Annotated in this window: 11 protein-coding genes; 2 read left to right on the forward strand and 9 right to left on the reverse strand. The window is 40.8% G+C overall.

The annotated features are described in order from the left end of the window. The first annotated feature begins 81 nt into the window (after positions 1-81). Positions 82-858 carry a CPBP family intramembrane glutamic endopeptidase gene (locus tag L6773_RS07735; protein WP_237853297.1) on the forward strand — a complete coding sequence of 259 codons (777 nt, stop codon included), beginning with the start codon at positions 82-84 and terminating at the stop codon, positions 856-858. Positions 859-862: 4 nt separating this feature from the next. Here L6773_RS07735 and L6773_RS07740 read toward each other — a convergent pair whose 3' ends face one another. After that, positions 863-1,519 carry a hypothetical protein gene (locus L6773_RS07740; RefSeq protein ID WP_237853298.1) on the reverse strand — a complete coding sequence of 219 codons (657 nt, stop codon included), beginning with the start codon at positions 1,517-1,519 and terminating at the stop codon, positions 863-865. Positions 1,520-2,046: 527 nt separating this feature from the next. Here L6773_RS07740 and L6773_RS07745 point away from each other — a divergent pair. After that, positions 2,047-2,664, forward strand: coding sequence for a DUF2238 domain-containing protein (locus L6773_RS07745; RefSeq protein ID WP_237853299.1), 618 nt, complete (start codon positions 2,047-2,049; stop codon positions 2,662-2,664). A 225-nt stretch (positions 2,665-2,889) separates the two neighbouring features. Here L6773_RS07745 and L6773_RS07750 read toward each other — a convergent pair whose 3' ends face one another. The 8 genes from L6773_RS07750 to L6773_RS07785 form a co-directional block, all read right to left on the reverse strand. Beyond that, entirely contained in the window at positions 2,890-3,558 is a 669-nt protein-coding gene (locus L6773_RS07750) for a hypothetical protein (protein WP_237853300.1), read from the reverse strand. A 12-nt stretch (positions 3,559-3,570) separates the two neighbouring features. Next, positions 3,571-4,056, reverse strand: a complete 486-nt coding sequence (locus tag L6773_RS07755) for a hypothetical protein (protein ID WP_237853301.1) — start codon at positions 4,054-4,056, stop codon at positions 3,571-3,573. A gap of 311 nt (positions 4,057-4,367) precedes the next feature. Further along, positions 4,368-5,747: a sodium/glutamate symporter family protein gene (locus L6773_RS07760; RefSeq protein WP_237853302.1), complete on the reverse strand. Its 1,380-nt coding sequence runs from the start codon at positions 5,745-5,747 to the stop codon at positions 4,368-4,370. Between the two features lies 1 nt (position 5,748). Beyond that, the gene (locus L6773_RS07765; protein ID WP_237853303.1) at positions 5,749-6,948 is read right to left on the reverse strand and encodes a lysophospholipid acyltransferase family protein; all 1,200 of its coding nucleotides are present in this window, start codon (positions 6,946-6,948) and stop codon (positions 5,749-5,751) included. Positions 6,949-7,191: 243 nt separating this feature from the next. Further along, entirely contained in the window at positions 7,192-8,229 is a 1,038-nt protein-coding gene (locus tag L6773_RS07770) for a glycoside hydrolase family 43 protein (RefSeq protein ID WP_237853304.1), read from the reverse strand. Between the two features lie 112 nt (positions 8,230-8,341). Further along, positions 8,342-10,834 (reverse strand): zinc-dependent metalloprotease, encoded by a 2,493-nt coding sequence (locus tag L6773_RS07775; protein WP_237853305.1) that lies wholly within the window; start codon positions 10,832-10,834, stop codon positions 8,342-8,344. Between the two features lie 218 nt (positions 10,835-11,052). After that, positions 11,053-13,365 carry a hypothetical protein gene (locus tag L6773_RS07780; protein ID WP_237853306.1) on the reverse strand — a complete coding sequence of 771 codons (2,313 nt, stop codon included), beginning with the start codon at positions 13,363-13,365 and terminating at the stop codon, positions 11,053-11,055. A 36-nt stretch (positions 13,366-13,401) separates the two neighbouring features. Continuing rightward, on the reverse strand, positions 13,402-15,564 hold the full coding sequence (locus L6773_RS07785) for a hypothetical protein (protein ID WP_237853307.1): 2,163 nt from the start codon (positions 15,562-15,564) through the stop codon (positions 13,402-13,404). Between the last annotated feature and the right edge of the window lie 187 nt (positions 15,565-15,751).

The following is a 15,751-nucleotide window of genomic DNA, read 5'->3' on the forward strand; positions in this document are numbered from 1 at the left end:
GTACGAACAACAAATAATTTTGTTATACGGCTGAACCTCTCAAGTAAAGAATGCTTAAATTGAAGGTAGAATTAAGTAGATATGAATAAGCCTGTTCATCCATACTGGGGTATTGCAGAAATAGTCATTTTTACAGCACTATTTTTTACAGGGTTATGGATTGCCGGTCCCCAAATCGGCTCATCCCCTTCACTGCAACTTATCTTTTGGGTTTTAGTCTTTCTTGGTGGGTACTATATCTTATGGTACTCACCGAAAAAACTACATTACTTTACATTCCGTGATTTGGGGTTTGTTCTGCCTTCGAGAAAAAAAAGAGTACAAACTTCTATAAATAAAGGCTGGCTTTCCTATTCTGTGTTTACAATTGTGGGAAGTATCACTCTGATTTCATACACAGCTATATTTAACCAGGAATCCTTGTTCCAGCTACAGTGGAACGCTTTACTCATTAAATTCTCAGGATATCTTGTTTATGGCACCGTACAAGCTGTCATTTTTTTTGGTTTTATGATGCCTCGAATCCGTCAGGCTTTTCCAAAGACAACTCACCATAAAAGTAATCGCAGGGTCCAATTATCGGTGGTAGTGATAACAGCTGTAATCTTCTCGCTTTATCATATTCCAAACACCGAATTAATGGTTTGCACATTATTCGCCGGGTTGGGTTGGGCATGGATCTATTATTACCGCCCAAATATATTGTTGATGGGTTTAAGTCATGCCATTCTCGGTACGATTCTCCATCAAGTCGTAAAACTTCATATGCGTATCGGCCCCTTTTACAACAACCCTGATTTATATGTGATCAGGGAAGTTGTACCGGGATTGAAAAAGCTCATCGGTGATCTGTTCTAACCCTTTACTCGTTGTAAAGGTCACTAAAGATCGTGAATGTTTTTTGTGATCCATCCTCAAAATGGATTTCATACCCAACAAGGCCAAAACGGTGGTTCGCAATATATTTTATTTTAGAAATATCGGGCATGGTTTGGCCTGTCTCCTCTACCTGAACAGTTTTGATCATAAAAAATGCCCACGAATAATCATCATCAGTTGACTTGTGAGTGACTTTCCGGACCAGGTCTGAACTGCTTCTTTTGAGTGTATAGGTATCCCCTTTTTTAGCTCCATAGTCTACCATGGTAAATGGTTTGCCATCTTTGGTATAACTTTGGATTCCATTACTTGTAATTCGGAATTTTTTAGAACCACTGACTTGATTCCCATTTACTTCAAGAAAGCTTAATTGTTCAGCCATATCCAGCAATACGGGATCAGTTATGGTCGCTGTAAGTTCTATAGTTGAAACTGATCCGTCACTTTGTGTGACCTCAATAACCTCATCCGACATTCCGGGAATGCTAAATGTATTGCCAACAGATCCCATGGGTGTGGGATCTCCCCCTATGGGTTCGGTAGCAGACTTAGAATCATCCCCGAAAATATCACAGGATGTTAACCCGGCCATCAATAAAACTGCCAGTACAAATAGAAAATTACTCCTTGTTTTCATCATTACTCCGATTTATGAATATTAATATTCAACTTTTTACTTGATAAGACATCTACAATTTTTCCGCGTAGTTGAACGAGAAGAGCACTTATTGAAAGAGCAAGATTGGGTTTAATAAGATTGAAAGGTACTATTTTATAGTCTCTATCAACCGATCGAAATCTTGTCGTTGTAAACAGTTTGGCAGGATTAGTAACGTTTGATTGGATGCTTCTTACCTCAAAAATTTTAAGATGAGATACTCCAAAAACGCGAAAAAATAGAGAGGCAAAAACAAATCCCGCTAGATTTGACAAGAGAAACAATTCATAGTATGAATCAACATTTTGCAGCATCTCTTCTCACCACATTTCTTTACTAAAAATACGTAAATGCTATTTTAACTGCTTGTACATTTAATCATTCTGCAAAAAAAAGGTCTTAGTTTATTATTGGAGTGTTAAGTAAATTTAAATAGATCAGCTCCTTCAATTGTTGATCAAAGTTTTATCACAGAAAGGCGTGATTTTAAAAAAGAGAGAGATTTATTCATGGATAAATTAGGTCAGGAGTCATTCAATCTACGAGTAAAGAATTTAGATATATTTTGGAGCTTAAATCTATTCCTCTTCCTTTGGATGTGTCAGTTTGCTTATGTTGGCAGGTTTGTTGAATACCGTGGTGAAGGTAATCTACACGAATTTTTCGTATATGCACTTCTGATAATCATTGCATTGGGATTTGGCTGGAAATATTTCAGGCAGTTTCAAGTGCCTTCCTATATTCTGGTCCTGGTGCAAGTTGGTATTCTTATTCATTTTTCAGGCGGCCTCTTAGAAGCGGGAGGAGAGCGCTTGTACGACAATACAATATTTGGTATTCGCTTTGACAAATATGTGCACTTGGTTAATGCCTTTATCGCTGCAATCATTATTAATTACATCCTGTTTCTGTTTGATGTTCAAGTTCCCCGCTTCAAATATCTTTTTGTGATATTTATTGTCTTGGGTCTCGGGGCCATCATAGAAATCATAGAGTACCTTGTGATGCTAACGGTACCCGGAAATGGAGTAGGAGACTATCACAACAACATGCAGGATCTGCTTGCCAACCTGGTTGGTTGCTTACTCTTCTTTGTCCTACTTAAATTTAAAAATAGAAGCTCTTGATAAGTAATAATTGCAAATATCTCTAGTTTTTTCGGTTGGGCAAAAGAGTAAATTAACCTAGGAAACATCCTTCATGTTATAAGTAATATTATGACATTACTATGCATTCAATTTTATTTGGATTACCCTGAATGCTTTCGAATTGGAGAATGGAGCAGATGTTTGGAACTACTAAAAAATAAAGGAGGCTTTTAAAAAAGCCTCCTTTAAATTGAACTTATTATTTTACTCGTTGTACTGATCACTGTACACGTATGCATATTTAACAGATCCATCTTCGAAGTGTACGTCGAAGCCCACGATTCCAAACCTGTGATTCGCATAATAAACGATTTTTGAAACACCGGGAATACCTCTGCCTGTTTCTTCAATCTGGATGGTTTTGATCATCATAAAGCCCCACATAAAATCATCCTCATTAGAAACATTCATCACTTTCCTGGTAATCGTTTGACCATACTTATTCGCTTTATATGTATCTCCTTTTTTAGCATCATAGTTAACAACTGTATGAAGGTCTCCATCTTCATAAACCTGTTGAATGCCTTTCGATGTAATTCTTGCCTGCTTGGTAACGGAAACAACATCTCCATTTACCTCCAGATATGGCACAGCTTCTGCCATCGTTAAATATGTTTCATCAGTAACTTTTGCCGAGGCACGGATTGTTGAAATTCCATCTTCACTTGCGGTAATTTCAACCTCACGATTTTCTACTCCCGGAAAAGCCGGTACATCAAATGAGTTTCCCACCGCTCCCATAGGAGTTGGATCTCCTCCAATTGCTTTTTTATCTGATGATCCGGAATCACTATCAAGTATTCCGCATGAACTTATCAAACTTACTGCCAGCAAGACTCCAATGATTCGTTGAATATATTTTCTGACTTTCATAATAACCCTCCTTCATTGACTTGATTTTATTTTTGAGTATCTGATTAAATAGATTTTAAAACTGATAATGGAGATCAGTAGAAATAGAATGAAGGAGAGTGAGATGAGAATAAAAACCGGCCATCCAAATACAGTTATATAAAAAATGATGATGAATGCAGATGTTAAATAAACGGACAGAAATAAAGATTTGATCCGCAAAATTAGTGTCTCCTCATTTTCCTCTTTTTCTCTTGAAAAAAGAATGAATAACAACCCCAATACAGCAAAAATTACAGCAATTTCATCGAGTGCATTTGTTTGGGCTAGTACAAACCAGCGTGTTTCAGCATATGATGTAAGGATGGCAAAAACGGGAACTTCAAACAGTGCCGGCCGACCTCCCCAAAAATAGAGATATGCGGCTCCGAAACTACATAAAATCATAATATAACCGGCAAGCCTGAATCGAAAAGGCAGGAGAGGTAAAGAGCTATATGATCCTAGGCCCCGAGCCATAATTCTCACCACTTTCTTACCTATAAAAGTAAACAAGATAGAAGTGAAATGCTCGTATCAATAAGGAATTCTTGTAGGAATTTTCGGCACATCAACCCGTCAAGAGTTTCAAAACCTGGATGGGTTGAGGAAAAATTTTCGGCAGAAAACACAGCGTTATAACGATAAGATTTTTAGCTGCGCTCAGTAGTTACCTGGATACCGTTCTTTAAACACTGCATTTTCCTTGCAGGTTATGCATTCTTGCCAACCGCATCTTTTTATCTCATGTTTTTTGAGTCTCTCGTCAACAAAAAAAGTGCAATGTTTCTTTAATCTCCGTTCCTCTTCAAATACTGCCAGGCAATAGCAAGCAACATCAAGTATCCGATGAGGGCAAAAAGGACCATCCAGAAGCCTTCGGTGGGATCATCGAAATAGTGGACGGGTGCATTGATCAGCAGTAGCAGAGGAAAGCCGAAAACCAAAGCCAGGCCGCTTCCATACACAAGGTTGTAACTGGCGGGAGATTTCATTCCGGAATCCACAATTCGTAACAGAACCAGTGCCGATTGAAGCGTTCCCGTCATATTCCCAAAGATGGTTGCAAAACGTTCGAACTCAAACTGCTTAAAAGCATCACGCGTCATATATTGAATAACCCCCCACGTGGCGATAGTAACAAGAACTGAGATTGCTAATAACGGTAACCAGTACTGCACGACAACAACCATACTTATAGCCGCTACCGACGCCACAATCATAAAGTCCATAAAAAGATTGGAGCAGCGTGTCATTGTGGTATCATCAATTACACGGCTGGCTTTTGTGGTATCCATAATTTTTCTCACAAAAAGCGCAACGATTGCCGCGATTATAAAATGGAATGACCAAAGCGTTGTAACCTCGTTCTCAGCCCCAACAGAGATCAGGCCCCACTCCATCAGGGTTACCACCAGGTAAGTTAGGATAAACGTAAACCCAATCAACCCTATATGAAATGAGAACGACTCAATGTTTTCCGGCGAGGTGGTGATTTTCTCATCCTCATTTGCTTTCGGTTCGTCCAGAATTCCTTTTTTTACTTCATCGGGCAACTCATCGTCTGTCTTGATGTAGGTTGCCCACCCTTTTTTAATGCCTCTCCGAACCAGCCAAATTCCGAAGGTATAAGCAACAAGAAATCCAAAGGCTGAAAAAGTAAGTCCAACAATTCCCCCGCTTTCAAAACCAAACTGTTCCCAATTTGTGCCGATGGTATAAGCGATACCCGGGTTCATGCCAAATGCCAATGGTGGCAGAAGACCTATTCCGGCAAACAGATCGGGGATAAAGGTATAGATCAACAAAAAGGCAATTAATAAACCGATAATTGCCTGAACAAGGTACACCGAGATAAAGATCAGTCCGAATCGTACAGAAGAAAGTCCCATTTTACTTTTTGGTGCCCGCAAACTTAACGCAATAAACAGAAGTGCCAAAAGGTGATAGACATATGTCCCCAACCGATCGGATGTGAGATCGATCCATCCAAGCACGTTAGCCCCCAAAATCAATCCAAGAGTTCCCGCTAAAAGGTTGGCAGGAATGAGGTATTTCTGGAGGATGCTCACCCTGCTTCTGAGGTAGGTAGCAATAACCAGGAGAACGCCCATCCAGGCAAAATCGAGGAAAAAATTACCGGCAGTTATGTCGAGTGTCCACGAGCTCATGTCAGAGCGAATTTACAGGATTTTCTCCATCTTTCAACCTGTTTATGTAGAGCTGCCATTGAAGTGCGCTCTGCCCTTCCAAATTAATCTGTATAATCTGATCGGAACTAGTGACTGTCAATTTGTGGTTTTGCTCAACAGAAGTGTAGTTTATTTGGTCCAGTGTCAGGTCAAATTTTTGTGAACCAACTGAGGCCTTTAATCCATCAACATTCAGCTGAACCAACCCCCGGTCAATAGGTTGAAGGCGTTGTAATTCATCTACTTTATTCACCTGGCTGCCATTTTTTTGAAGAAGAATTTTTTCGGCCGGTTCATCATATACCATCGGCATCGCGTTTATTTTATCGTACAGATCGATGATGGAAACCACTGAACCGTCAGGGGCAATTAACCTGGATGCCGTGTTCATTCGATAATGAAAATCAGATGTTCGGCTGAATACTTGCTCTCCGTCGGGAGAAAATACGGCTCCACTTACTCCTGTATCCGGGCAACGATAGAGAAAACGGTAAATACCCGAGGCGGGTTTACTGCATTTTTTCGGCATCGCCTCTTGGGGAGGATTATACTCGTCAAACGTGATTAGTTCACGGCAGTGATCAGCAAACGTCTCGTAATCATCAAAATCGGAGGCGTGTACGGGATCGAGGTACCGCATCTCAACACTTCCTCTTCGTAACTTATCTGCCCAGCGCGGCCATCCCAAATAGGATCCGTGAATTTGTACCGGGTGAACCGGAATACGCATTTTCCAAAAAAGCTTAAGTGTGGTTTCTATCAGCGGTTTCGGTTTCCCATCCCATCGACGGCCGCCTTCCGGAAAAATGACGATCATCCGCCTTTGATCGATCATCTTCATCACTTTGCGAATGATCCCCGGCTCAGGTACATACTTACTGGTCGGCACTATGCCAATCCCATCCATAAAAATTCTGGGAATGGTTTTGTGAAACTGGTCGCGTGTCATCACCCCTGCTGTGGGTTCCTGTGTCATCCCAACATTGATCATAAACGGATCAAAGTAGTTGGCGTGATTTCCGTAGACGAAACACGGACCGGTCATCGGCATATTTTCCGGATTGGTTATTCGCGGACTGAACACGAGCCGGGTAGCCGGTATCAATGTCTTCCTGAGAAATGAGAATGCTTTATCTGAGAAGCCCCGTTCATTTTTTTCGAAAGTAAAATCGTCGAGCATTCGCTATAGCAGAGTTTTTCTGAGATTAATCCTGTTGCAGATGATTCATGCGATGAAAGGTAGTGAAAAAGTTGGAGAGAAGTGGCACAGGACTAATTCAAAGCACCAAATTGCATCTACCAAACTCTTACCAAATTCTTGGGTAGTAGGCAGTTGACAGTAGGCAAAGCGACTTTTGCCTATTGCCTACTGTCAACTTTTTAAACAAAAGTACGGCATTTGCCGTCTCCCGTTTCACACTTTCTACTCCATATCCGGATATGGATCGATCGTCTCAATACTTCCATCCGGGTTGTGAGTCATCTCTGCCATTTTGATGTTTCGGAGGTGTGTTTGACCGCCGGAGAGTTCGGTATCATGGTAGAAGAGATACCACTGGCCTTCGAATTCAGCAATAGAGTGATGATTTGTCCAACCAATGACCGGTTCCAGAATCACGCCTTGATAGGTGAAAGGGCCATACGGACTATCACCGGTTGCATACACGATTTTGTGTGTATCGCCAGTAGAGTATGAAAAGTAGTAGGTGTCATTATATTTATGCACCCAGGCAGCCTCAAAGAATCGGCGGTCATTATCTCCGGCTGTGATAGGATCTCCGTTTTGATCCAAAAGCATCACCTCTCTGGGCTCTTCAGCGAAACTCAGCATATCGTCGCTCATGCGGGCAATTCTTGGCATAATGGCGGGTTCATCATCCGCTGGATAAACATCTTCTTCAACATACTCGCCGGTTTCCCAACGCTGAAGCTGACCTCCCCAGATACCACCAAAATACATGTAATACTCTCCATCTGTGTCTTTGTATACAGCCGGATCCATGCTGTAGCTTCCTTCAATAGGCTCGGGCTGTGGATCAAACGGACCTGTTGGCGAATCTGATGTAGCAGCCCCGATATAAAATACTCCATTTTCGTCCTTTGCCGGGAAATAAAAGTAATACGTATCTCCTTTTCGATTGGCGTCGGGAGCCCACATCTGGCGATCTGCCCACGGCACATCATCCACGTGTAGTGCCAATCCATGATCGGTCACTTCACCGCCCACGGTTTCCATCGAGAACACATGATAATCTTGCATATCAAAATGGCTGCCCAGGTCATCCTGTGGAATTCCGGATTCATAATCATGGGATGGATAGATATAAAGTGTTCCATCGAACACATGGGCAGATGGATCAGCTGTATACATATGATTAACCAACGGTTCGGAAATAGCATTTAAGGTATCACTCATGACCGATGTCAGAACGGTATCTTGTTCAGCAGATGAATCTGACATTCCATTTTCATTACCAGACTCTGCCTGGCAGCCGCTGAGCAAAATCCCAGCAACTACAAATAATAATGACTTTGTTTTTAAATAATTACACATAGTATTTTCTATTATTTATTTATCGAAGGTTTCCCAAAGGGATCCCTTCGGGGAAAATCCCGCACCCGTATTCAATAGTTTTTCCACTGCCAATCGGCGACCCCGGAGGCGTGTAGGGTGCCGGTGGAGTTGAGAAGGACTCCGGATCTTCCTTGTACTGCTCAATCAAATCAAGAATATAGTTGAAATGGGCGTTCCAAGTTGGATCGTCAATCTCAAATATTCTTTCAGTTAGTGAAACCTGTAGATTTTCCAGAACCATTTTCGTGATGGCTTTCGCATCCGGAGATGCATTTTCATGGGATGCCAGTCCAACCAGGTTTCGAAACACAGCCATATTGATACCTCTTTGAATTGACCCGTGGTACCCTTCATTCATCTCTCCTAAAATTGTGGCGTTTAATACTTCCTCAGCCACTTCCATCAATCCGGGAAGGTCAGGATTTCGGGCTGATTGAGTTGTAAGGCGAGCTCCTCTTTCGGGATTAAAAATCATAGTTGCGCTTTGATTTGCAGCGACTTCTGCCATCGCTACCGGGTCGAGCATAGGATTTGAATATCCCCTGAAGTGTTCTCGTGAATACGGCGTTTGAGCCGGCTGAGGTGGAATAATATCCAGGATATTTTCCGGGAGTGCCAGAGTTTCAGCCCGGAGAGTTTGGATGAGAGACTGGACGGCATCTCGCTGGAGATCTCCATCAATAATTTGAGGGTTCGCCTGCCCATCACCCCGAAGATTATATGCATAATTCACACCACCAATCAGTTTGGAAACGGCTTCTATTTGATACCGGTGGTAGAGATAAATAGGAACTAGTGCGTTTTCCAGGTCTGCCATGGGTCGGCCCATCTGGATCACCTCTTCATCAAAATTATTGAGTGCCGTTTGTCGAATTTCTAAAATATGATTCATCTGGTCGATCACATCCGTGCCGTAATCCCATAAATGTGCTTTCGGGTGGATCCCACTCTGCGGGCGAGCCGCCTCATCGGAAATGTAAAGCAGATCCATATCAAGTGTTTCCTGGATGATCTCTTCCAATGCCTCATCCTCATTCACATTATCCGGGAAGTCCTGGTAACCGTACGCAACAGTACGCTTATCCCATTCACCGATATCGGTATCATAAGCCTCTTCGAGGCTCAGTGATCCGTCCGGCAGAACAGTTGCGCGGGGATGGGGATAATCCATTACAGAAGACAGATCGTTCGTACTGGCCGCAAAATTATGAGCAATTCCGAGTGTGTGGCCAATCTCATGTGCAGAAAGCTGGCGAATTCGGGCAAGCGCCATCTCAAGCATCTTATCATCCGGTTCGATACCCTCCTCATAGGGTGCCAGTAATCCTTCGGCAATCAGGTAATCCTGGCGAACCCGAAGCGAGCCCAGTAGCACATTCCCTTTGATAATCTCCCCCGTTCGTGGGTCTACTACCGATGAACCGTATGACCAGCCACGAGTTGATCGATGGACCCAATTAATCACATTGTACCGAACATCCAGCGGATGGGCATCATCCGGCAATATTCGAACCTGGAATGCATTTTCATAACCAATCTCTTCAAAAGCCTGGTTCCACCAGCGTCCACCTTCAAGCAAAGCCGAACGAACAGGTTCGGGAGTCCCGTTATCGAGGTAGTAGATAATGGGCTCTACCGGCTCACTGACCTCTGCTTCCGGATTTTTCTTTTCCAGCCGATGGCGTACAATGTACTGCTTGTAAAATTCTCCGCCGATAGGAGCACTGTAATCCTGGTAGTCGACCGTAAAAAATCCTGACCTCGGATCGAATTCCCGTGGTTGGTAGTCATCATTCGGCAACTCTACAAATGAATGGTGCTGACGGACGGTCACCGCATTTGGACTAGGTGTAACCGATCGCAGCCAACTGCCTGCACCACTTCCGGTGAATGTGAGTGTAACTTCAAACTCGGAATTCTTTGGAAAGTTGAACGTACCGGGCAAATGAATGGCAGACCTGGATGCATCCACAGAGTAATTTCCCTGGTCTGTATCACTCAGTCTTTCAGCCACCCCATGTGCATCCTGCATCAAAAAATCAGTGATATCGATTAATATACGTTCATCCTGTTGAGCCGCCACTTCAAACCCGAACAATACCGATTGGGCAAATGCTTCATTAATCGATTTTTCTTCCAGTGGATTATCTGAAGTTGCCCGATAATCGTAGTTGGGTTGAACCATCAGAACTTTTGGTCCCACCTTTTCAAATTTTACGATCCTGGTATTCCCAAGCTGGCTGCGATCCAGGCCGATATCATTCGAACCGATTCCGGCAGCCAATGAATTCACGTAGATAAATTCCTGGTCTAACTTATCGACCTCTAACCAAATTTTTCCGGTTGTATCATCCCACCAGTAATCAAAAAAACCTTCGTACTTTTGCATCCCCTCGGTTTTTTCTGAGATGGTGGATTGGGCCAGAGAATGTGAAGCAATTAAACTAAATAAAAGAGCACTTAAGAAAGAAAACAGAACAAATCGTCTCATTACAATAGATGTTTTGGGTTTCGTGATAATTGAAGAAACGAAATGTTGGTGGAATTTGGAAGTTCTTATTGCCAAACACTGTTGCAAAAAATAAAGCCATTCAAACCGGTGCTCAAGTCGGTTGTGAATGGCTTTAATAAATATCACCCTTGATGAGTAATTTCTTATAATAAGGTATTAGCATGTCGTAACAATTTTGATAGGTTGAAGAAAAAATCTTAATTAGAGCGGTATTTAAACCTCTGCCCATCCCAATAAAGCAATGAATCTTTAAACGCCTCAAAGTATTCATGATCCGGTTCGAACGGAATCATGCCATCTTCATATAGATTTTTTGCCCAAAGATCGTAGTATGATTGTGTTCCTATCGATCTAACTCTAAAATTATAATCGATCATATATATTAGGGCTGCATAATTAACCTGGAAAGGATCATTTTCAGGAAGTCTAAAGTCATTCACCCGGACACGAAATAGTTCCTCATCAGAGTTCACAAAAAAAGCTTCCGGTGTATTATTCACAACACGCCTTTTAAATACCTGCCCGACAATCGATCGCGGAACCTGAACATAATATTCATGTTCCGCAGGTGTATAGCCAAGTACTGTATACTCATCCGTCGAGGGAGAATATCCGACAATTTTATCAGCTTCCAGTGCAAAGAAAACTGTAATCTCATCAAAGGCATTGTTTTGTCCCAAACCAATAACCTCCTGGTCTCCGTCATTGTCAATATCTACGACCTTAGTCTGTTTTATTCGGCCTGAATGAATATATCGGCTGCTTTCTTCTCCTGTTTCTGCATTTAATTTGAGAATGATACTCGGAAAGAATCTTCCGTGCCCTATGTTTACTATCAGGTTATCTTTTGAACTGTTTATAATATTCAAACTATAAACTTTATAACCATTTTCCTGTATCTCCGGTTTATTTGGAAATTCTAAATCGAACGATAAATTCTTCTTCCATATGATTGAATCCCCTGACACCGAGTATGCAATCAGTTCTTCGGGGCTGTTAAAATTCTGCTCGGACAACATTCTTGAAAAAAACAGTTCATTGATGCCATCATTATTTAAATCGTGCAATAATGCTTTGTATGGAAAAATAGGATTCTGAGACTGTTGTATTGCTTCAACTATTACACTACCAACCTTCAGGCTTTGAATCTTTTGTCCATATTGATTCATCAATGTCATTTGCTCTCCTTCATATTGCAAAGTGTTCGGATTCTTGTCGACAGGACCAAAAATCAACCACATGATAAATCCCAACAGCACTGTAATAAGTGGTACCGTGATAAATCTGAATTCCTGGCTTTTTAATCTCTTGAAGTAATACTTGATCCGCCCCTCTTCTTCATGTTCGGTCAAACGGCGGTCGAAAAAGAGTTCTCGCAGATGACTGACACCATATAACACGATATTTCGTGTTGGATATTTATCCAGAAGAGTGTTCAGCTCCTTCTCAAACAGGCCACGCTGTGATGCCGGAACGGCAAAAATCTTACCCCATGAGAAAAAAGCAGCTTTTACTTTTAAACCGATTGTTTCTCCATCAACGGGGAGTACGTTACCCTCTTTATCGATGTCACCCGTAATTATTGAATGGGAATTTATTTTATATCGATTTCTTTGATTCGTTGCCTCTTGAAGATGTGTATACCAAAGGGCAGAAATGGCCAGGTTCGCTGAGTTACCGACATGAAATGCTTTCCGAAAATCAAAATTTACACCTCCGCGGTAATAGTTATTATTTCGCTTTCCGGATTTAGATTCTAAGAGATTTCGGGCTGCAATATGAACATTCTTTTTTTCACTCATTGAAGGATTTGCCGCACCATATACCTGCATATTCCAAACCAGCTCATCCTCATTGCCGGTTTCAGAATATCTTTCGACTGAAATTTTTCGCAAACGGCCATAACCGATTCCTTCTGACTGATATTTCTCGGCTACAGGAATCAATAGTTTCCAATCTTCTGTACCCTGAATTTTTTTGACCTCTCGAAGCATTCGCTTCAAAGAATCATTCTGTTTTCTTGTAAGTTCTTTTCTGTTCTGAAGTGTTTTGGCAATCCAATCTTTTAGTAGATTAAGTACAGAAGTATCTCTTACATCATTCGGATAGCTCATTCCGGACATACCCAGCGTTTTTTCAATATGAAGATTGACCCCCTTAAGATCATTCAAACAACCATAAAGGAGTATACATACCACTCTTAAGCGATTGTATACAGCAGTAAAATTTTCACTTTTATCGGAAAGATGAAGCTCTGATTCCAGTTTATCGAGCAATGCCAGGTCATACTCAATCTCACTCGGATCAATACCGGTCCAGGTTAATGGGCCTGTGAATACAGGAAGCTCATCTGCAATTTGAAGGATGTAAGACTCAAACTTGCTGTAGGATCCCTCAAGGATGTCAATAAAACTTCTGAATAAATGATACCTGTGACGAATAGAAATTGTAGACTCTAATTGCTCCATTAATTCACGGAACAACTGCTCTACTTGAATTGGGTCTGGCATAGGTATACCCCCAAAAAATTAGCTCTTAATGTACTCTTAGTTTTCGTTAAAATACTCCTCAGCTAATAAAAACTCTTCGCCTGTCCAATAGAGGATGGAATCTTTGTAAGTCTGAAAGTAATCAAAATCTGGAATTTCCGGAATTTCCCCTTCTTCATAAAGTTGCCGGGCAACGATATCATACAAATCGCTTGTACCAATACCGAGAACTTTCAAATTATAATCTAAATAGTAAAGTACTAATAGGTCATCGCTATACCCATGTAACTCACGTCTGCCTTCCTGAACTACAAAAAGAAAACTATTATTCAATTCATCTACGTTTACGGCTTTTCCACGATTATATTTTAGCATTGAACTAAAGTACTCTCCAATTAACGTTTTTGGAATAAGTATATATCTATATTCGTCAGCTGGCTCAGTATCCGATGGAATGTAATCAATCGTTGCGGGAGCATAACCTTGCGCATTCCCATATTCTAAGACAGCTATAGCTGCACTCCAATAAGCGTTATTAATGCCAGTTAAAATAATTTCATCATTATTATCGTCATTTATGTCTTCTACATACATATCGTCAAACCTTCCAGAATGAACGTATTCTTGTTCAATCTCTCCGTTCAAAGCATTTATGGTAAAAACCACAGATTGAAAATATTGAATGACACTTGAATTCACAGCAATTTTTGGTCCTTTATTTGTATGCAAGATTCCTATTTCAACTGGACGAAGATTGAAGTTCATCATTGCCGATTGACGTGGATAGGAATAATTTGCGATAAATTTTTGATCCCAAATCAAGGAATCACCACTTACAGACCTTGCCCTTATAAACGATTGATCTGAACTTTGTCGGGTCACCCTGTTTGCATAAATTAATTCATTAATACCATCACCATTTAGATCTAATAAGGTGCTTAAAGGTCTTCGCTGAAACTCTCCCGTACCATTCTGAAGATCCACTGTTATTTCACCGATTTCTACTCGATCAATCGTTGATCCGGATGAATTTTTTAAAACTATATCACTACCTTCATATTCGATAATAACTGGATTTTGGTCAATCGGTCCATACGCCATCCTTGCAATTATTAAAAGCAGCACAATTATAACCGGAACTAAAACAAACTTCGAATATTCATTCTTTAAGTGATTAAAAAAGTATGATAATCTACCCTGAACTGTATAGATAGCTACTCGTCTGTCATAGAAAATATCTTGTAGGTGATTCACTCCTATAAGGGAAAAGTTTCGATTAGGAAATCTCTCGTTTAATTTTTGAACCTCAAGCTCAAACTGATTTCTTTGTAATGCAGGTACAACTAATACTTTTGCCCATGAAAAAAAGACAGCCTTTACTTTCAATTCAATACTTTTTTCGTCAACAGTCTTAATGTTTCCATATTTGTCAATATCAGCCGTTATAGCAGAGTTTGAATGGATTGAATATCGTTCTCTTTGACCGGCTTTCTTTAGTAGAATAGTGTACCAAAGGGCAGCAATAGCAAGATTAGCTGAATTTCCATTGTGGATAGCTGTTACATTTTCAAACTGTATGGCACCCCGATAATAATTTCCAGATGCACTTCGTGGGATGAACATATTTAAAAGCTTTCTTGAAGCATTAATTGGATTTTCTGTCTTTTCAACTGAAGCTTTTTCAGCTCCGTAAATATTTGTTGCCCAAATCAATTCATCTTTTGATTTTGATTCGGACTCCCCATAAAGTTCAATGGTCATATTTCGTAAGCGGCCATATTCCCTGTTATTTTGATAAACTCCAACGTATCGCTCCAAAACTGGTATGAGTATATTTCCCTCCTTCCTTTTAATGACACCCTTTACCTCTTTGTATAATCTCTGAAGTGATTCTTCCTGCTCAACCGGGCGCTTTTGATTTTTTTGCAGCTCGGTTAAAAGATGTTCATAAAGACTCATGATGGATTGATTCCAATCTGGTGTCAATTGTTCCGAAACTTTTGGTTCTGGCCAATAAACACCGGTTAGTTTATGAAGAACCTTACCTGTCTTTTTAATATTGCCAATGCAAACTTGCAGTAGTAACCATACTTCTTGGAGATTTGTTATCAAGTCAGATAATTGCTTTCCCTTATCCGACACATCTATTGTTGAATGGATTTTCTTAAACAGTACAAGCTTTTCTTCGATCTCTTCTGGATCTATACCACTCCAAGACAAATACCCCTTAAAGAACGGTAATTCATCCAGTAATTGTTGTATATACGATTCGTATTTCCTGTACTCACCCTCAAGTGATTCTAAAAATTCGAAGAAAAGCTCATGGCGGAATCGAATGGAAGGTGTGGAACCAAATGACCCAAACAAATCTTGGAAGTTCTCTTCAATTTGAATCGGGTCTGGCATA

Source organism: Rhodohalobacter sulfatireducens, from assembly GCF_022012475.1.
Taxonomy (GTDB): Bacteria; Bacteroidota; Rhodothermia; order Balneolales; family Balneolaceae; genus Rhodohalobacter; species Rhodohalobacter sulfatireducens.